22 protein-coding genes are annotated in these 16,066 nt (G+C 64.3%); 14 read left to right on the top strand and 8 right to left on the bottom strand.

Going from position 1 to position 16,066, the window contains the following annotated elements:
• From ISO4_RS04130 to ISO4_RS04115, 4 genes are all read right to left on the bottom strand, one after another.
• The coding region (locus tag ISO4_RS04130; protein ID WP_194855263.1) for a PepSY-associated TM helix domain-containing protein at positions 1–729 on the bottom strand (729 nt) is incomplete at its 3' end.
• 13 nt (positions 730–742) lie between these two features.
• A complete protein-coding gene (locus ISO4_RS04125; RefSeq protein WP_194855262.1) occupies positions 743–3,037 on the bottom strand; it encodes a TonB-dependent siderophore receptor in 2,295 nt (764 codons plus the stop codon).
• A gap of 284 nt (positions 3,038–3,321) precedes the next feature.
• Positions 3,322–4,230, bottom strand: coding sequence for a FecR family protein (locus ISO4_RS04120; protein ID WP_194855261.1), 909 nt, complete (start codon positions 4,228–4,230; stop codon positions 3,322–3,324).
• Positions 4,218–4,784 carry a sigma-70 family RNA polymerase sigma factor gene (locus ISO4_RS04115; RefSeq protein WP_194855260.1) on the bottom strand — a complete coding sequence of 189 codons (567 nt, stop codon included), beginning with the start codon at positions 4,782–4,784 and terminating at the stop codon, positions 4,218–4,220. Before ISO4_RS04115 ends, ISO4_RS04120 begins: the two co-directional genes overlap by 13 nt.
• A 197-nt stretch (positions 4,785–4,981) precedes the next feature.
• Between ISO4_RS04115 and ISO4_RS04110 the strand changes: the two genes are divergently transcribed.
• The 5 genes from ISO4_RS04110 (at position 4,982) to ISO4_RS04090 (ending at position 6,898) form a co-directional block, all read left to right on the top strand.
• Entirely contained in the window at positions 4,982–5,185 is a 204-nt protein-coding gene (locus tag ISO4_RS04110) for an addiction module protein (RefSeq protein ID WP_089034130.1), read from the top strand.
• Complete coding sequence (locus tag ISO4_RS04105) at positions 5,146–5,478, top strand: type II toxin-antitoxin system RelE/ParE family toxin (protein ID WP_228547898.1); 333 nt, start codon at positions 5,146–5,148, stop codon at positions 5,476–5,478. The genes ISO4_RS04110 and ISO4_RS04105 overlap by 40 nt, the downstream gene beginning before the upstream one ends.
• Positions 5,479–5,514: 36 nt before the next feature.
• Positions 5,515–6,015 (top strand): DUF1294 domain-containing protein, encoded by a 501-nt coding sequence (locus ISO4_RS04100; protein ID WP_228547897.1) that lies wholly within the window; start codon positions 5,515–5,517, stop codon positions 6,013–6,015.
• A 72-nt stretch (positions 6,016–6,087) separates the two neighbouring features.
• The gene (locus ISO4_RS04095) at positions 6,088–6,399 is read left to right on the top strand and encodes a type II toxin-antitoxin system Phd/YefM family antitoxin (RefSeq protein ID WP_194855259.1); all 312 of its coding nucleotides are present in this window, start codon (positions 6,088–6,090) and stop codon (positions 6,397–6,399) included.
• A 64-nt stretch (positions 6,400–6,463) separates the two neighbouring features.
• Positions 6,464–6,898: a hypothetical protein gene (locus ISO4_RS04090; protein WP_194855258.1), complete on the top strand. Its 435-nt coding sequence runs from the start codon at positions 6,464–6,466 to the stop codon at positions 6,896–6,898.
• Between the two features lie 31 nt (positions 6,899–6,929).
• Here ISO4_RS04090 and ISO4_RS04085 read toward each other — a convergent pair whose 3' ends face one another.
• Both ISO4_RS04085 and ISO4_RS04080 read right to left on the bottom strand, forming a co-directional pair.
• Positions 6,930–8,246 carry a PQQ-dependent sugar dehydrogenase gene (locus ISO4_RS04085; protein ID WP_194855257.1) on the bottom strand — a complete coding sequence of 439 codons (1,317 nt, stop codon included), beginning with the start codon at positions 8,244–8,246 and terminating at the stop codon, positions 6,930–6,932.
• Positions 8,236–8,676 (bottom strand): DUF2231 domain-containing protein, encoded by a 441-nt coding sequence (locus tag ISO4_RS04080; RefSeq protein WP_194855256.1) that lies wholly within the window; start codon positions 8,674–8,676, stop codon positions 8,236–8,238. The genes ISO4_RS04085 and ISO4_RS04080 overlap by 11 nt, the downstream gene beginning before the upstream one ends.
• 151 nt (positions 8,677–8,827) lie before the next feature.
• Here ISO4_RS04080 and ISO4_RS04075 point away from each other — a divergent pair, with 151 nt between their 5' ends.
• From ISO4_RS04075 to ISO4_RS04065, 3 genes are read left to right on the top strand one after another with little or no spacing between them, the layout of a single operon-like run.
• Positions 8,828–9,259 carry a GAF domain-containing protein gene (locus ISO4_RS04075; protein WP_194855255.1) on the top strand — a complete coding sequence of 144 codons (432 nt, stop codon included), beginning with the start codon at positions 8,828–8,830 and terminating at the stop codon, positions 9,257–9,259.
• A 48-nt stretch (positions 9,260–9,307) separates the two neighbouring features.
• On the top strand, positions 9,308–9,589 hold the full coding sequence (locus tag ISO4_RS17280; RefSeq protein WP_194855254.1) for a type II toxin-antitoxin system mRNA interferase toxin, RelE/StbE family: 282 nt from the start codon (positions 9,308–9,310) through the stop codon (positions 9,587–9,589).
• Between the two features lies 1 nt (position 9,590).
• Positions 9,591–9,851, top strand: a complete 261-nt coding sequence (locus ISO4_RS04065; protein WP_194855253.1) for a helix-turn-helix domain-containing protein — start codon at positions 9,591–9,593, stop codon at positions 9,849–9,851.
• A gap of 13 nt (positions 9,852–9,864) precedes the next feature.
• Here ISO4_RS04065 and ISO4_RS04060 read toward each other — a convergent pair whose 3' ends face one another.
• Positions 9,865–10,773 (bottom strand): LysR family transcriptional regulator, encoded by a 909-nt coding sequence (locus ISO4_RS04060; RefSeq protein WP_194855252.1) that lies wholly within the window; start codon positions 10,771–10,773, stop codon positions 9,865–9,867.
• Between the two features lie 95 nt (positions 10,774–10,868).
• Here ISO4_RS04060 and ISO4_RS04055 point away from each other — a divergent pair, with 95 nt between their 5' ends.
• From ISO4_RS04055 to ISO4_RS04040, 4 genes are all read left to right on the top strand, one after another.
• The gene (locus ISO4_RS04055) at positions 10,869–11,654 is read left to right on the top strand and encodes a dioxygenase family protein (RefSeq protein ID WP_194855251.1); all 786 of its coding nucleotides are present in this window, start codon (positions 10,869–10,871) and stop codon (positions 11,652–11,654) included.
• Positions 11,655–11,836: 182 nt separating this feature from the next.
• Complete coding sequence (locus ISO4_RS04050) at positions 11,837–12,118, top strand: type II toxin-antitoxin system Phd/YefM family antitoxin (protein ID WP_142949240.1); 282 nt, start codon at positions 11,837–11,839, stop codon at positions 12,116–12,118.
• Positions 12,115–12,417 (top strand): type II toxin-antitoxin system RelE/ParE family toxin, encoded by a 303-nt coding sequence (locus tag ISO4_RS04045; protein ID WP_142949239.1) that lies wholly within the window; start codon positions 12,115–12,117, stop codon positions 12,415–12,417. Before ISO4_RS04050 ends, ISO4_RS04045 begins: the two co-directional genes overlap by 4 nt.
• Positions 12,418–12,532: 115 nt before the next feature.
• Positions 12,533–14,731, top strand: a complete 2,199-nt coding sequence (locus ISO4_RS04040; protein WP_194855250.1) for an OsmC domain/YcaO domain-containing protein — start codon at positions 12,533–12,535, stop codon at positions 14,729–14,731.
• Positions 14,732–14,904: 173 nt separating this feature from the next.
• On the opposite strand, the gene ISO4_RS04035 is transcribed toward ISO4_RS04040, so the two are convergent.
• The gene (locus ISO4_RS04035) at positions 14,905–15,147 is read right to left on the bottom strand and encodes a type II toxin-antitoxin system ParD family antitoxin (protein WP_194855249.1); all 243 of its coding nucleotides are present in this window, start codon (positions 15,145–15,147) and stop codon (positions 14,905–14,907) included.
• 143 nt (positions 15,148–15,290) lie between these two features.
• Here ISO4_RS04035 and ISO4_RS04030 point away from each other — a divergent pair, with 143 nt between their 5' ends.
• Together ISO4_RS04030 and ISO4_RS04025 are read left to right on the top strand one after the other, a co-directional pair.
• A complete protein-coding gene (locus ISO4_RS04030) occupies positions 15,291–15,626 on the top strand; it encodes a hypothetical protein (RefSeq protein WP_142949236.1) in 336 nt (111 codons plus the stop codon).
• Between the two features lie 28 nt (positions 15,627–15,654).
• On the top strand, positions 15,655–16,065 hold the full coding sequence (locus ISO4_RS04025; RefSeq protein ID WP_142949235.1) for a GFA family protein: 411 nt from the start codon (positions 15,655–15,657) through the stop codon (positions 16,063–16,065).
• Position 16,066: the final 1 nt, after the last annotated feature.

Here is a 16,066-nt window from a genome sequence, read left to right as displayed (position 1 = left end):
GGTGACAACTACGTTGACGCATAGGGTGAGGGCGACGCCGCTCCAGGCGAAGACGAGCAGCAGGGCCCAGGGCCAGAGGCCGCCGGCGCGGTGCAGGTCGAAGGTGCGTTTGTGGCCGCCGGCGCGCCAGCGGATTCGCCAGGCTTTGGCCCAGCGTGTACAGAAGCGGCGGGGGCGGTGCCGGGCGTCGCGGCGGCGCGGCGGTGGGAAGGTGAGCCAGGCGCCGACGAAGCAGTCCAGGGTCCAGAGCAGGGCGATGACGCCGAAGATCCAGGTGCCTATGGTGCCCAGCGCCAGGGAGTGGTGCAGGCGGTAGACGAAGGGCATCAAGTTGGCGAGGCCCTGGCTCAGGTCGCCCCACAGGCGGCCGCCGAGGATCTGGCCGGTGTAGGGGTTCACGAACACTTCGTCGATGGGCAGCGCCGGCGCGCCCGGCTTCGCGCTGAGGAAGAAGCGCACCGGGCTGTGGGCGTCCGGGGGCGCGAGCATCATCCAGTGGACGTTGGCGTCCGGGTAGGCGTCGTCCACCTGGTCGCGCAGGGCGAAGGGCGAGAGCGGCTCGCTGTGCGCCGCCGGGGGCTCGACCTGCAGCCACTGCGGGTTGATCAGGGCGTCGAGCTCGTAATACCACACCAGCAGCGCGCCGGTGAGGCCGGCGATGATCAGGAAGCCCGCCATCACCAGCCCGACGTAGCGGTGCAGGACGACGAACCGCTGGCGCACTGTCATTGCAGCCGGCCCATCAGAACAGGTACTTCACGCGCGCCAGGTAGGTGCGGCCTTCTTCGCGGATCACGCCGTCGAACGAGCCGGGGGAGAAAATCTCTTCTTCGGTGACGTTGTTGAACAGCAGGTCCAGTTGCAGGGCGTCGGTGACGGCGTAGTAGGCGCCCAGGTCCACCCTGGTGTAGGCGGGCAGGGTGACGCTGTTGTCCGCGTTGGCGGGGCGTTCGTCCACGTAGGCGACGGTGCCGCCCAGGCTCAGGCCGGTGACGGCGTTGAGGTAGTAGCGGCTTTGCAGGGCGGCGGTGTGCAGGGGCACGTTGACGAAGCGGTTGCCTTCCAGGGTCTCGTCGTCGGTGCGCAGCACTTCGGTGTCGGTGTAGCCGTAGCCGGCGCTCAGGTAGAGGTTGCTGGTGGCGTAGCCGTCCACGGTGAGCTCGGCGCCCTGGGAGCGGGCGCGGCCCTGGGCCACCAGGAAGCCGGCGTTGAGCGGGTCGCTGATGGGCATGTTGTCTTTTTCGATGACGAAGCCGGCGGCGTTGATGTTGAGGCGGCCGGCGGTGACGCGCACGCCCGCTTCGTATTGCACGCTCTCTTCCGCGTCCAGTGGCTGGCGGCCGGAGGTGGTGCCCTGTTGGGGCACGAAGGCTTCGTTGCGGCTGGTGTAGAGCGAGGTGCTGTCGGTGAGGTCGTAGACCAGGCCGAGCTGGGTGGTCCAGGCGGTTTCCCCGAGTTCGGCGCGGGTGATGGCGTCGCCGGCCATGAAGTCGGTGGTTTTCTGGGATTGCTCCGCGTCGGTGTAGCGCAGGCCGGCGAGCAGGGTCCACTTCTCGGCGAGGGTGATGCGGTCCTGGACGAAGCCGGCGAGGATGCGGTCGGTCTGGGTGAAGCCGCGGTCGCGGGCTTTGGTGCTGAGATCCATGGGGCCGTAGACCGGTTCGTACAGGTCGATGGGGTCGATCAAGAACACCTGGGTGGGGCGGGTGCTGTCGGATTCGCGGTAGTTCGCGCCGGCGATGAAGCGGTGGGGCATGCCGGCCAGGGTGGCTTCGCCGCTCAGGTCCAGGATCACTTCGTGGTCGGTTTGTTGGGCGTCGTCGCTGGCGAAGATGATGCGGTCGAGGGTGCGGAAGTCCGCGCCCAGGCCGAACGGGGCGTATTCCTGAAAGGTCTGGTCGTTGCGGGTGTAGGCGTAGCTCAGGCGCGCGTCGATGGTGTCGGTGATCGCCTGGGTGAGCCGGGTGTTCAGGTAGAGGGAATCCCGCTCGGTGGTGGCGTCTTTCCAGGCGGTGTTGAAGTCGTCGCTGTAGTCGCCGTTGGGGTTGGGCTCGATGGCCCCTTCCGCCGGGGCGCCGCCGGGCAGGGCGGTCCATTCGTTGGCGGAGTAGCTGCCTTCCACGGTGAGGTTGGTGGTGTCGGTGAGGTCCACGGTGACGTTGGGCGCCACGAACAGGCGCTCGTAGCCCCAGTAATCCATGGAGGCGTTGCTGTCCTGGTGGGCCAGGTTGAGGCGCGCGCGCACTCGGTCGTTGAGCGGGCCGGTCACGTCCAGGGTGGTGCGGTGGTGATCGTAGCTGCCGTATTCGGCGCCCACTTCCGCCTGGTAGTAGTCCAGCGGCTGCTTGGTGACCACGTTGATGGTGCCGCCGGGCTCCATCTGGCCGTACAGCACCGAGGCCGGACCCTTGAGGATTTCCAGGCGCTCCACGTTGGCGAGGTCGGTGGGGTGGTCGGTTTGCCGGAAGCCCAGGCCGTTGACGGACTCTTCCGCATTGAAGCCGCGGATCAGGAAGTCGTCGGCGAACATGTCGCGGCCGGAGCCGGCGCGGTTGGCGCTGGGGGTGAGGCGCACCACATCGCCGACGGTGTCGGCCTGGGCCAGCGCGAAGTTTTCCCGGTTGTAGACGCTCACGCTCTGGGGAATAGCTTCCACGGTGTCGTTCTTCTGGCGGCCGTAGACGGACACCGCTTCCAGGGTGTTGCCGTCGGGTTCCGGCGCCGCTTCCAGCCGGTAGCCGCTGTCCACCCGCACGGCGGTGACGCCGCTGCCGGCGAGCAGCGCGCGCAGGGCCTGTTCCGGCGTGTAGTCGCCGCTCAGCGCCGGCGCCTGCTTGCCGTCCAGCAGCGAGGCGTCGCCGCCGATGGCCAGCCCGGTTTGCCGGGCCAGGTCGATCACTGCCTGGTCCAGCGGCTGGGCGGGCAGGTTGATGGTTTGCGGCGCCTGGGTTTGCGCCAGGGCCGGTTGGATGAGCGATAGCGGGGTCAGCAAGCCGAGCAGCAAAAGCGCCTTGGGCGCGGTGGTTCCGGTGTTCATTCTTTGGCTCCAGCGTGAGTTCGCGGTGTTGTTTTCGCGTGTCTTACCTATGAAGACAAAGCAGGGGAGCCAATCGGGCAGTGTTGCCGCGAACTTTTTTGTGGGAGCGGGCCCAGCCCGCGAAAGGCAAGCTCTGCTTGCCGGCAGGATTCCAGAGACTTTGTTGGTGCCGCCGTTAGAGAAGGCTCTGGGATCCTGCCGGGTGGCTAGCGCCACCCTTTCGCGAGCAGGCTCGCTCCCACAAAAGAGCCCGCTCCCACAACAGGGCAACTCGCACAAGTTTTTTATTGGGGGCGGACGGTGACGTACCAGGGGGTTAGGTAGCGCACTTCCAGGTTGAGGGTATCGGCGAGCAGGGCCAGGGCCGCGTCGCTATCGTTGGCGGGGAGGACGCCGGTAAATCGGCGCGGGCTGTTGGCGAGGGCGTCGTCCAGGGTCAGCAGGCCGGGGCGGTGGCGGGCCAGGCGCTCGACCACGTCCGTCAGGGGCGCGTTGCTGAAGGCCAGACGGCCGTCGGCCCAGTCCGGGCGCTGGCGTGGGGCGGCTTCGCGGGCGAGGACGCCGTCGCGATTGAGGTCCGCCTGTTGGCCGGCGGTGAGATTGAGGGCGTCGCCGCCGTGGCGTGGTGTTACCGCCACGGTGGATTCCTGCACCGCCACCCGGGTGAAGCCGTCGTCCAGGCGCACGCTGTATTCGGTGCCCAGGGCGGTGGCGGTGAGGTCGCGGGTGACCACCTGGAAGGGCCGGTCCGGGGCCTTGGCGACGGTGGCCAGCAGCTCGCCGCGCACCAGTTCCACGGTGCGGGTGGCGTCGCTGTAGTCCAGGTCGATGGCGCTGCCGCTGTTGAGCACCACCTGGCTGCCGTCGGGCAGGGTGAGGGTGCGGATCTCGCCGGCGGCGGTGCGGTGGTCGGCGGTCCAGTAGGTCCAGGGCAGTTGCGTGCCGAGCAGTGCGGCGAGGACCACGGCGCCCAGCCCGGTGAGGTGCCGGCGGCGTTGGCGGCGCCGGGCCTGGGCTGGTTCGGTGGCTTGCCACATACGCTGGATCTGCTCGAGCACCTGGCGGCGGCGCGGGTCCTTGGCCTGCCAGGTGTCGCACTCCGCCCGCAGGCGGTCGTGCTCGTCGGCGCCGGCGGTTTGCAGCGCCACCACCCATTCGGCGGCCTGCTGGCGGATGCGGTTCAGTTCAGACACGGCGTGTCCGCCAGGCTGTCGTAGAGGCGCGCGTGGCAGTGGGCGAACGCCTTGGCCAGGTACTGTTTGACGCTGCTTTCGGACACCGCCAGCCGGCGGGCGATCTGCCGGTAGGTGAGGCCTTCAAGGCGTGCCATCAGGAAGGCGCGGCGCGGTTTCTCGGGCAGCTCGTCCACCAGCAGCTTGAGCACCGTCACCAGCAGGTCGCGGGCGGCGGCGATCTCCGCCGGGCCCCGGTCGTCCCGGGTCTCCACCAGGATCGCCACCTGACGCAGGGCTTCCTCTTCCACCTGCCGGCGGTGGTGGCGATTGATCATCAGCCGGCTGGCGATAACCATCAGATAGGCGCGCGGATCGCGCAGCGCCTCCAGGGATTGCTCGCCGAGAATCAGCCGCAGAAAGGTGTCCTGGCTCAGATCCGCCGCGTCCTGGGGGCAGCGCAGCCGCCCCTGCAGCCAGTGCGTCAGCCAGCCGTTGTGCGCCGCATACAGCTCGCCCAGTTCCCGTTGGGAACCGGGCAGCAGGGGCTGGCTGTCGGTGGCGGCGCCGGGCATAGGGTCTGATATCACTTTTATAATTGAGATTGATTATCAATTAAAGAATGAGAGGGCGCAACTCGTGCTGCTCAATAGCCTCGAAAAATGAGCACGACGGGACGGACCTGCTCAAAATCGCCCTTTTTTGAGCAGGTCGTCCCGCTGACGCAGTGTGCTAAGCTTGGAAACTATCTGCCCAGTCGGAGGGAAATACTGTGGAGATTCAATCGCTTACGGTCTCGGAACGAATCCTTCTTGCCGAAGCTCTTTGGGACAGCATCGTCGCGGAGCAGGCGGACATTGAGCTGACCGACGCTCAAAAAGAAGAGCTGGATCGGCGCCTGGCGGCCTTTGAGATAGACCAGGACGAGGGTTCGTCATGGTCCAGCGTCAAGGCGCGAATACTGTCCAGGAAATGATGTACTCGCTGACGCTTCGCAAAGAAGCCGAGTTGGATATCGGTGAACAGTTCGACTTTTACGAAGAGAAAAGAGACGGCCTGGGCCACGATTTTCTTCTATGTGTCGAAGAGGCGCTGGATAAGCTGCAAAGGAATCCGCTTCTCTATCGCCAGATTCACAAGGATTTGCGGCGAGTTCCAATCCGTCGTTTCCCGCATCGTATATTTTATTTGGTGAACGGGAATCGTGTAATTGTTACGGCAGTGTTTCATGCAAGAAAAGACCCTACCTCTTGGACGGAGCGCGCCTAATAAAATGGCTAAGCCCGTGCAGGCCCATGCCACATCTTGCTCAGCGGTCGCCACAATATTGCCGGATTGCTGGCCGGTTCGCCCTGTTCCTTCGACAGACAGCAAGTGATGAAAATAAATGGGTCGTCGGGAAAGCGATCAGCATCCGGGCGTGGACGGCGCCTGCTTCCTGATGTGCTGGTCGTGGTGGTGTTCTTCGTCGGGCTAGCGATTCTCGCCCCCGCGCCTGAATGGCGATGGTTTGTCGGTTTCTACGCGCTGATGAGCGCGCTCAGCTTGTCAATGTACGGCCTGGATAAGCGGGCCTCGACGCGCGCTGGCTGGCGTACGTCGGAGGCTCGGCTTCACCTGGTCGAGCTGCTGGGCGGTTGGCCCGGCGCCTTGCTGGCGCAACGGGTGTTCCGTCACAAGACCCGAAAGACGTCTTTCCAAGTGATGTTCTACGCGGCGGTGGCGGCCAATCTGGCGGCGCTGGCGTGGATACTTTACGCGGACTCGAGGGGCGCGCGGGTCACAGGTGTCGTCCTGCCGTTCTGAGGGGCTACACCTCGACCGCACGGGTTAACCGATGCTATTGATAACATCTGTCATAGCCATGAGGTACGCACCATGTCCGTGAGGTTCTCGGAAGACGTCGTTCCGCTTTCGGATCTGAAGGTCAATCCCGACAAAGTGATTGACCGGGTTCAGGAGTCTCATCGCCCTATTTTGCTGACCAGCCATGGTCGCGGGGTGGCCGTTGTCCAGAGGCTGGAAGATTACGAGAAGACCCTGGAGGAGCTACGGTTCGTGAAGGCGGTGGCTCAGGGAGTCATGGAGTCCGAGGCCCAGGGGAAGGTGGTGGATGCGGACGAGGTTCATGAGTGGCTCGCCAGTTGGGGCACCGACGATGAGAAAGATGCACCGGGGTCTGGGCAGTGAGGGCTAGGGGCTCTAACCCCCTGTAACATGCCCTAATCGATCATTATGACCAACGGGGGGTGCCATGGCCGCGAGCACATTGGCGTTGTGGAGTTGCGGGTTGTTCTTTCTCACCGGTCTGCTGACCGGGGTGTGGAAGTACGTTCAGATCAGAGGCAGTGACAAAGCCCGGGCGCATTACTATGTGGACGTCGCCCACCGGGCCAGCCTGATGTACGCCTTCGCCTGCCTGGTGCTGGAGCGCTTTGCTTCGCTCAGCGTCTGGCCGGAGTGGGTCAACGTGCTGGCGGTGTTGGCGTCGGTGCTCTTCTTCGCGTTGGCGGTGGGCAGCTACATTCTGCACGGCGCGCTCAAGGACACCCGCAACCAGCTGCAGAAGCCGCACGCGTTCGGTTCCGGGGTTTTGCCTGCGTGGCTGATGAGCGCTTTTATGTGGGCCCTGGTGGCCGGCGAGATCGGCGGTTTCCTGGTGCTTTTCGCCGGCTTCGCCGCCGCCTAGGCGGCGTTACCGGCGAAGGCCGGCGGGCGGATCAACCCCCGCCAGTCGGCGTCACCCGCCAGATCGTGTTGGACAGATCATCGGCGATGATCAGCGCGCCCTCCGGGTCCACGGTGACGCCCACGGGCCGGCCGCGGGCGTTGCCGTCCTCGTTGAGGAAGCCGGTGGCGAATTCGATGGGCTCGCCGGCGGGTTCGCCGTTCTGGAACGGCACGAACACCACCTTGAAGCCCACCGGCACGCTGCGGTTCCAGCTGCCGTGCTGGCCGACGAAGGCGCCCTGGGCGAACTGCCCGCCCATGTTCCCATCGGAGAAGTCCACGCCCAGTGCGGCCACGTGGGAGCCGAGCGCGTAATCCGGTTGGATGGCGCTTTCCACTTTCTCCGGCTTCGGCGGTTTGACGCGGGTGTCCACGTTGTCGCCCCAGTAGCTGTAGGGCCAGCCGTAGAAGGCGCCTTCTTGCACCGAGGTCAGGTAATCCGGCACCAGGTTGGCGCCCAGTTCGTCCCGTTCGTTGACCACCGTCCAGAGCTGGTCCGTATCCGGGTGGATGGCGAAGGCAGTGGGGTTGCGCAGGCCGGTGGCGTAGGGCTTATGCCGGCCGCTTTCCGCGTCGATCTGCCAGACCATGGCGCGGTCTTCCTCCACGTCCATGCCCCGTTCGCCGATGTTGCTGTTGGAGCCGATGCCCACGTAGAGGAATTCACCGTCGGGGCCGGCGGTCATCGCCTTGGTCCAGTGGTGGTTGATCTTGGCCGGCAGGTCGGTGACTGTCTCCGGCGGGCCGCTGGCCTGGGTCTGGCCTTCCTCGTAGTCGAAGCGCACCAGGGCGTCCTGGTTGGCGACATAGAGGATGTCGTCGATCAGCGCCAGGCCGTAGGGGGCGTTGAGGTTATCGGCGAACACTTGCCGGGTTTCGTAGCGGCCGTCGCCGTTGTCGTCGCGCAGCAGGGTGAGCCGGTTGCCCGGCTTCACCGAGGTGGTGCCCTGCTTCTTGATAAAGCCCGCGATCACGTCCTTGGGGCGCATGGCCGGCGCGTTGCCGCCGCCGGAGCCTTCCGCCACCAGGATGTCGCCGTTGGGCAGCAGCAGGGTCTGGCGCGGAATCTTCATGTCCTTGGCGATGGCTTCGATCTGGTAGCCGTCCGGCACCGTGGGCTTCTCATCGCCCCATTCGGTGGGCGTGGAAATGTCCATGCTGGGCAGCAGCCCGCGGCTGGGATCGGGCAGCGTCGGGTTGGGGCCGGTCTCCGGCGGTGCCGGGTCGCCACCGCAGGCGGTCAGGGTGGAGAGCGTGGCCAACGTGAACAGCGCCAGCGCCGGAATTGAAATCGTCTTAGCGTGCATGAGCCACCTCCCGGGCGCGCAGCCCCGCATAGCCGATCCAGCTGGCGATCAGCGCCAGCAAGGTCACCACCACCGACAGCCACAGGCCGGCGGGCATGGCCGCCCAGCCGTCCTTCGCGTGGACCAGCGCGTTGATGAAGCCCACGGCCATCATCACCAGCAGCACGATCAAATAGGCGAAGTGTTTACCGGTGCGCTGTCGCCCGCTAACGACGCACTCAACCAGCGCCCACAGCGTCACCAGGGCGCCCGTCAGCATGGCGCCGGCGATCAGCCAGGAGGCGAAGTTGGTCCACTGCACTTCATAGGTGGACGAATAGGCCAGGTCGCTGAGCAGCGCGCCCAGGAACAGCGGCAATGGAAAGGCAAGCAGGATGGCGTGCAGCGGATGCAGCGCACGCGGGTAATCCGTTACGTTGTTGTCAGCCATGACAGATCTCTCGCTTTTTGAGGCTCTTCCCGTGCTACGCCCCTTTCGCGACTAATGCAAAGGGGCAAGCGCGTGCTCCATCAAATAGCCGGCGAATTTTAATATCTTTAATAGTTTGAGCGATGGCACGGCTATTGCTTCGGCTCTCGCCATGACTAAATACTCTGACTCCATGAATGAGCGTGTGGATTCCGTGCGGCGCAAGCTGGACGTGGACGTCTGCAGCCTCTACCTCGCCCATCCGGACCGGCAAACCCTGGAGATCGTCGCCACCAGCGGCCTGCACCAGAGCGTGATCGGCAAGCAGTTGAGCTATGACCAGGGCCTCACCGGCAAAGTGGCCCGCACCCGCCTGCCGGTGGTGGCCCGGGTGATCCAGGACCACGCCGACTACTTCCATGTGGCGGGCTCCGGCGAGGAGCGTTTCAAGAGCTACCTGGGCATCCCGCTGGAGCACGACGGTGAGCTGCATGGCGTGCTGGTGGTGCAGACCGAGCAGACCAAAACCTTCTTCCACCGGCATATCCAGGAGGTGCACAGCGCCGGGCGAGACCTGATGGCCGGCCTGGTGGCGCTGACTTAGCCTGATCAAGCTTGACATACTATATATGGTATACATATCCTATTTGGTATGTGGGATGTACTCGAGCACAGGAAAGTGGCAAAGAGTCTGACGGCGGCGCCCGTCGAGGTTCGTAAGCGGTATGAGAAGTGGAAGGACATTGTCGCTATCTCGGGGCCGCAGGGACTGCGGGCGATCCGGGGGTTCAACGACGAGGCTTTGTCCGGCAAGTGGAAAGGTTTCCGGTCTTCACGACTCAACATTCAGTACCGCGTCATTTACCAGGTTCATAGGGATCAGGTGCTCGTACAGGTAGAGAAGGTCACTCCCCACGATTACGGGAGGCAATGAAATGAGTGAGTATCGTAAAGCAAAAAAGGGTATCGAGGTCTCCGTCGGCGAGTCCGTCCGGATACTGCGTGAGCTGCAGGAGATGAGCCAGAACGACCTGGCCACCGCCACGGGCATCGCGCAGTCCACCCTCTCCGCCATTGAGAACGACCGCGTGCGCCTGGGCGTGGAGCGCGCCAAGGTCCTGGCCCGTGCTTTGCGTTGCCACCCGGCGGTGCTGGTCTTTCCCGGTTGGGATGTGGGGGAAGACTCCGCCGCGTAATCATCGAGACCTGCTATTCCTCTGACCGCCAGACCGGGTTCTGGAAGGCGTCGACCAGAAAGTCGATCAGGAAGCGCAGCTTCAGCGGCAACTGCCGGCGGGAGGTATAGATGGCGTACACGCCCAGCTCGGTGGTCCGGTAGTCTTCCAGCAGCGGCACCAGCCTTCCGTCCCGCAGCGCGTCGTGCACCAGAAAGTCCGGCTGCATGACGATGCCCTGGTCCTGTAACGCCGCGGCGATGCAGGTGTCGCCGCTGTTGGCGTGCAGCCGGGGCCGCGTTCTCACCACGTCTTTTTTCCCGCCGGGGCCGGTGAATTCCCATTCGTCCTTGGACGACCAGTAGGTGTAGGAGACCACGTTGTGGTCGGCGAGGTCCTGCGGGCGCTCGGGCGTGCCGTGTTGCTTGAGGTAACCGGGGGAGGCGCACAGCACCATGGTCGTGGTGGTGAGCTTGCGCGCGATGAAGGTGGGATGCGGCGCCCGCGAAATGCGCACCGCCAGGTCGAAGCCGTCTTCCACCAGGTCCACGGTGCGGTCGGAAAGCGACACTTCCATGGAGACTTTCGGGTGCTGCTGCAGGAACCGGCCCCACAGTGGCGCCAGGTGCGATATTCCGAAGGTCACCGGCGCGTTGATGCGCAGGTGCCCCGAGGGTTCACCGCTGCGCTGGCTGAGCTCGGATTCCGCCTCCGCGAGGCCGTTGAGCAGATCCGTGCAGCGGATGTAGAACAACTGCCCCTCGTCGGTGAGGGACAGCTTGCGCGTGGTCCGGTTGAGCAGCCGGGTGCCGAGACGCTGTTCCAGGTCCGCGACCTGCCGGGAAACCGCCGCTTTGGAGGCCTTCAGGGCGTCGGCGGCGGCCACGAAGCTGCCGTTGTCCACCACGGCGGTAAACGCCTGCATTTCCTGGAACTTGTTCATTGATTGTCTCGAAAATCGGAACAGACAGTTAATTGATACGGCGTTTATCCCGATGGTGTCAACAAGTAGGCTGGTCGCCATTGTTGGAGGTAACCATGACTCGTTTGCCGACGCTGTTTATATCCCACGGTTCGCCGATGCTGGCGATCCAGGAGAGCCTAGCCCACCGGTTCCTGCTGACGCTTGGCGACACCCTGCCCAGGCCCAAGGCGATTCTGGTGGCGTCCGCCCATTGGGAGACGTCCGCCGCGCCGGCGGTGTCCCTGACGCCGGACCCGCAGACCATCCATGATTTCGGCGGTTTTCCGCGCGCTCTGTTCGAGATTGAGTACGGCGCGCCGGGCGCCCCGGAGGTCGCCGCCCGCGCGGTGGCCGAGCTGGAGCGGCAGGGCGTGACGGCGCAGACCCACGCCACCCGCGGGCTGGACCATGGCGCCTGGGTGCCGTTGCGTCTGATGTACCCCCAGGCGGATATTCCCGTGGCGCAGATTTCCGTGGTACGAGGCGCCTCGCCGGCCGAACACCTGCGCATCGGCCGGGCGCTGTCCAGCCTGCGCGATGAGGGGGTGCTGGTGATCGGCTCCGGCTCGCTGACGCACAATCTGTACGAGTTTCGGGGCGCCGACATCGATGCCGCCGTGCCGTCCTGGGTGAGCGACTTCAGCGCCTGGATGAAACAACGGCTGGAGGCGGGCGACGCGGCGTCCCTGGTGCGCTACCGCGAGCAGGCGCCGTTCGCCGCCCGCAACCACCCTTCCGAAGAACACCTGTCTCCGCTGTTCGTCGCGCTGGGCGCGGCGGGTGACGGGGCGACAATGGAACATCTGCACGCCGGCTATGAGTACGGTGTGCTGGCTATGGACGTCTACGCATTTCAATAACCCGTATCTATGTGATCTTCGAAGACATCGCCACCTCCGACTGGGCCGGCGGCGGCAAGCTGTTCGGCGAACCCGCCCCGGGCTGACCGGGTAACAGCCCGTGAGGTTTATCGCCTGGGCTTGTTCTTCGCTGGGCGAAAATGTACGCTAATTTGTACTTTATGGCGTACAAAGAGGTTCCCATGTCACGGGTCCATGTCGATGAAGATATCCGCCCTCTGTCCGAATTCCGGGCAGGCGTCGCCACGTTCGTAAAGCAGATCCAGGAAACCCGCCGCCCGATGGTGCTGACCCAGCGCGGGCGTGGCGTGGCGGTTCTGGTCGATGCCCACGAATATGAACGGATGCAGGAGCGCCTGGAGGTCCTAGAAGAGATCTATAAAGCGGAAGAACAGATCGCCGCGGGCGATGGCGTCTCCCATGAGGATGCGAAAGCGCGGATTATGGACCGGCTGTCGCGATGAACATTGTCTGGTCCCCGCTTGCTTTGGAGCGCGTCGAGGATATCGCTCTGTATATCGCGGAGGACAATCCCAAGGCGGCGGTCGATTGGGCGGACGAGCTGTTTTCCGTGGTGGGGCGGCTAGTCGAGTTTCCTGAGAGCGGGCGCATTGTTCCCGAGGTCGGTGCCCGGCGTATTCGGGAGGTCATCGTCGGTCAGTATCGAGTGATCTATAGCGTCAAAGAGCGGATCGATGTTCTGACAGTGCGTCGTTGCAGCCAGTTGCTGCGCCCGTATGAGATTCATGACAGGGGGGTCTAGCCAGGGTTAACCCGACCGGGCTTTAGCCAACCAAGACGAACCGCCCCAAAACCGGGATAATGCCGCCCACCGAAGGCCATGGCGCGCCACACTCCTTAATTCCGGTAGTTTCCCCATGCAGATCAACGTCAATTTCCTCGACAACCTCCGCCTCGAAGCCAAGTTCGACGACTTCACCGTGGTCACCGACCAGCCGATCCGCTACAAGGGCGACGGCTCGGCGCCCAGCCCGTTCGATTACTTCCTGGCGTCGTCGGCGCTGTGCGCGGCCTATTTCGTGCGGGTGTACTGCAAGGCGCGGGACATTCCCACGGACAACATCCGGCTGTCGCAGAACAACATCGTCGACCCGGAGAACCGCTACAACCAGATTTTCAAGATTCAGGTGGAGCTGCCGGAGGACATCTCCGACAAGGACCGCCAGGGCATTCTGCGCTCCATCGACCGCTGCACGGTGAAGAAGGTGGTGCAGACCGGGCCGGAGTTCGAGATCGAGACGGTGGAGAACCTGGACGAAGACGCCCAGGCGCTGCTGATGGCCGGCATCGACGGCGAGGCGCGCACCTACATCGAGGGCAAGGACCGGCCCCTGGAGGAAACCATCGCCACCATGACCGGGATCCTCGAGGACCTGGGCATGAAGATCGAGATCGCCTCCTGGCGCAATATCGTGCCGCATGTGTGGTCGCTGCACATCCGCGACGCCGCCTCGCCGATGTGCTTCACCAACGGTAAGGGCGCCACCAAGGAGAGCGCGCTGTGCTCGGCGCTGGGCGAGTTTATCGAGCGGCTCAGCTGCAACTTCTTCTACAACGACCAGTACTTCGGCGAGGAGATCGCCAACAGCGCCTTCGTGCATTACCCCAACGAGCAGTGGTTTCAGCCGGGCCCCAACGACGAGCTGCCCGAGGAGATTCTGGATGCCCATTGCCGGGCGATCTTCGATCCCGAGCGCGAACTGGGCGGCTCCAATCTGATCGACACCAACTCCGGCAACGAAGCGCGCGGCATCTGCTCGCTGCCGTTCCAGCGCCGCTCCGACGGCGAGACGGTGTGGTTCCCGTCCAACCTGATCGAGAATCTTTACCTCAGTAACGGCATGAGCGCGGGCAACACGCTGCCGGAGGCGCAGGTACAGTGCCTGTCGGAGATCTTCGAGCGGGCGGTGAAGAAGCGGATCATCGAGGAAGAGCTGGCGCTGCCGGATGTGCCGGCGGACGTGTTGGCGAAATACCCGAACCTGGTGGAAGGTGTCGAAGCGCTGGAGGCCCAGGGCTTCCCGGTGCTGGTCAAGGACGCCTCCCTGGGCGGCCAGTTCCCGGTGGCCTGCGTGGCGCTGATGAACCCGCGCACCGGCGGCGTGTTCGTGTCGTTCGGCGCGCACCCGAGCCTGGCGGTGGCGCTGGAGCGCAGCCTCACCGAGCTGCTGCAGGGCCGCAGCTTCGAGAATCTGAACGACGTGCCGTTGCCCACCTTCAACAGCCTGGCGGTGAGCGAGCCGAACAACTTTGTGGAGCACTTCATCGACTCCACCGGCGTGGTCTCCTGGCGCTTCTTCAGCGACAACGCCGACTACGATTTCCACGAATGGGACTTTTCCGGAAGCACCCAGCAGGAAGCGGAGAACCTGTTCGGCATCCTCGAGGACCTGGGCAAAGAGGTCTACATGGCCGTGCACGAGGACCTGGGGGCGCCGGTGTGCCGCATCCTGGTGCCGGGCTATTCCGAGGTCTACCCGGTGGAAGACCTGGTGTGGGACAACACCAACAAGGCGCTGGACTACCGCGAGGACATTCTCAATCTGCACGTCCTCGACGACGACCAGCTGGCCGATCTGGTGGAGCACCTGGAAGAGAGCCAGATCGACGACTACACCGACATCATTACGCTGATCGGCGTCGAGTTCGACGAGAACACCGTTTGGGGCCAGCTCACCGTGCTGGAGCTGAAACTGCTGATCAGCCTTGCCCTGGGCCAGCACGAGGAAGGCCTGGAGCGCGTGGAAGCCTTCCTGCAGTTCAACGACAACACCGTCGAGCGCAACCTGTTCTACCGCGCCGTCAGCGCGGTGCTGGAGATCCTTCTGGACGACGAGCTGGAGCTGGACGACTACCTGCGCAACCTGCGCCGGATGTACGGCGACGACACCCTGGACGCGGTGGTGGGCTCGGTGGACGGCAGCGTCCGCTTCCACGGCCTGACGCCCACCAACACACGCCTGGACGGCCTGGAAAAACACCAGCGCCTGATCGAAAGCTACAAGAAGCTGCACGCCGCCCGTGCGGCGAGGGCGGGAAGCAATCTGGCTGGCTAATCGGCTTGGTTTGAGCCACTCAGGAAAAGTGTTCGTGGGGCATCATGCGCTTATGCAGAATGCGCACGATGTGCACGGCGCCGCACGTTGCTCGCGCCCCCAGCGACGTTCCGTGTAGCGTGCGATGGCGCGTAGATCCGCTTTGGCCTTCCTGGAAAGCGTAAAGGTGGGCATCAGGTGGCGTCTTCCCGGTCCAGTTCCTCAATGAAGCTGTCGTAATCGTAGTCGGCGACGCCGCTGTTTTCGCCGTCCTGGAGCATTTTCCGGAGGGTGCCGAGGCGGGTCTCCGCGTCCTCGAGCAGGCGCAGCCCCGCTCGCACCACCTCGCTGGTGGAGCTATAGCGTCCGCTTTTCAGTTGCTCCGCGACGAAGGTGTCGAAATGCTCGCCGAGGCTGATGCTGGTGTTCTTTGGCATGGCGCACCTCGAAAGTACCAATAATTGGTACTATTCTGCCCCCGGAGCCCAACCCTGTGCAAGATGGCGAAATGCTCGACGAAGTCGGGGCAGGCGCGGCGCCCTGATAACGGTAGGATGAGGATCAAACTGGAGGAAAGACTATGGCAGCACCCCTGATCCCGATCCTCAAAGCCGTCGCGCCCTACGTGGCCCAGATCGCCTCGATCGCGATCCCCGCGTTCACGTCCCGTGGCGCCGAAGCCGGCCAGGCCGACCCGGTGGTGGCCAAGCAGATCCAGGAGCTGCAGGAAGCCGCCACCCACAACGCGGAAGCCGTGCAGGTGCTGGCGGACAAACTGCAGCAGGCCCTGGACGGCATGGAAATGGCGGCCAGGGAGTCGGAGGCCCGCTTCGCCAAATACAGGCTCGCCCTTGCCGTCGCCCTGCTGGTCTCCGGTGCTTCTTTGGCACTGAGTGCTTTCCTGCTTTTCAGCTAGGTCCCGCTAACCCGGCCAGGAGAGGATTATGGATTCCAGAACCGAACATCGCGGCGCCTGCCTCTGCGGCGCGGTCGGCGTTATCGCAAAGCCCAAGACCGATAAGGTTGTCGTCTGCCACTGCAAGATGTGCCGCCAGTGGGGCGGCGGCCCCATGTTCGCCGCCGAGTGCGAGCAGGCCGTCATCTTCCAGGGTGAGGAGCACATCGCCAGATTCCAATCGTCGTCGTTCGCCGAACGCGGCTTCTGCAAGCACTGCGGCACCCATATCTTCTTCCGGTACATCGAAGAAAACCACTACGCCCTGCCGGTGGGGCTGCTGGAAGACAGCGACGCCTGGACGCTGTCCGGGCAGATTTTTATCGACCGGAAACCCTCGTTCTTTTCGTTCGCGGAGGACACCGAGAACCTCACCGAGGACCAGGTCCTGAACCCGTAAA

The organism is Alloalcanivorax venustensis ISO4 (genome assembly GCF_015356855.1).
GTDB classification, from domain to species: Bacteria; Pseudomonadota; Gammaproteobacteria; order Pseudomonadales; family Alcanivoracaceae; genus Alloalcanivorax; species Alloalcanivorax venustensis.
This window is presented reverse-complemented; position numbering and strand designations above follow the sequence as displayed.

Excerpts from the sequence above, each read along its gene's own strand:
- ISO4_RS04080 (WP_194855256.1), bottom strand. The coding sequence starts at position 8,676 with ATGGCTGACAACAACGTAACGGATTACCCGCGTGCGCTGCATCCGCTG.
- ISO4_RS04025 (WP_142949235.1), top strand. The coding sequence starts at position 15,655 with ATGGATTCCAGAACCGAACATCGCGGCGCCTGCCTCTGCGGCGCGGTC.
- ISO4_RS04050 (WP_142949240.1), top strand. The coding sequence starts at position 11,837 with ATGTCACGGGTCCATGTCGATGAAGATATCCGCCCTCTGTCCGAATTC.
- ISO4_RS04030 (WP_142949236.1), top strand. The coding sequence starts at position 15,291 with ATGGCAGCACCCCTGATCCCGATCCTCAAAGCCGTCGCGCCCTACGTG.
- ISO4_RS04115 (WP_194855260.1), bottom strand. The coding sequence starts at position 4,784 with ATGCCCGGCGCCGCCACCGACAGCCAGCCCCTGCTGCCCGGTTCCCAA.
- ISO4_RS04040 (WP_194855250.1), top strand. The coding sequence starts at position 12,533 with ATGCAGATCAACGTCAATTTCCTCGACAACCTCCGCCTCGAAGCCAAG.
- ISO4_RS17280 (WP_194855254.1), top strand. The coding sequence starts at position 9,308 with ATGTGGGATGTACTCGAGCACAGGAAAGTGGCAAAGAGTCTGACGGCG.
- ISO4_RS04125 (WP_194855262.1), bottom strand. The coding sequence starts at position 3,037 with ATGAACACCGGAACCACCGCGCCCAAGGCGCTTTTGCTGCTCGGCTTG.
- ISO4_RS04085 (WP_194855257.1), bottom strand. The coding sequence starts at position 8,246 with ATGCACGCTAAGACGATTTCAATTCCGGCGCTGGCGCTGTTCACGTTG.
- ISO4_RS04055 (WP_194855251.1), top strand. The coding sequence starts at position 10,869 with ATGACTCGTTTGCCGACGCTGTTTATATCCCACGGTTCGCCGATGCTG.
- ISO4_RS04060 (WP_194855252.1), bottom strand. The coding sequence starts at position 10,773 with ATGAACAAGTTCCAGGAAATGCAGGCGTTTACCGCCGTGGTGGACAAC.
- ISO4_RS04035 (WP_194855249.1), bottom strand. The coding sequence starts at position 15,147 with ATGCCAAAGAACACCAGCATCAGCCTCGGCGAGCATTTCGACACCTTC.
- ISO4_RS04090 (WP_194855258.1), top strand. The coding sequence starts at position 6,464 with ATGGCCGCGAGCACATTGGCGTTGTGGAGTTGCGGGTTGTTCTTTCTC.
- ISO4_RS04045 (WP_142949239.1), top strand. The coding sequence starts at position 12,115 with ATGAACATTGTCTGGTCCCCGCTTGCTTTGGAGCGCGTCGAGGATATC.
- ISO4_RS04095 (WP_194855259.1), top strand. The coding sequence starts at position 6,088 with ATGTCCGTGAGGTTCTCGGAAGACGTCGTTCCGCTTTCGGATCTGAAG.
- ISO4_RS04105 (WP_228547898.1), top strand. The coding sequence starts at position 5,146 with ATGGTCCAGCGTCAAGGCGCGAATACTGTCCAGGAAATGATGTACTCG.
- ISO4_RS04065 (WP_194855253.1), top strand. The coding sequence starts at position 9,591 with ATGAGTGAGTATCGTAAAGCAAAAAAGGGTATCGAGGTCTCCGTCGGC.
- ISO4_RS04075 (WP_194855255.1), top strand. The coding sequence starts at position 8,828 with ATGACTAAATACTCTGACTCCATGAATGAGCGTGTGGATTCCGTGCGG.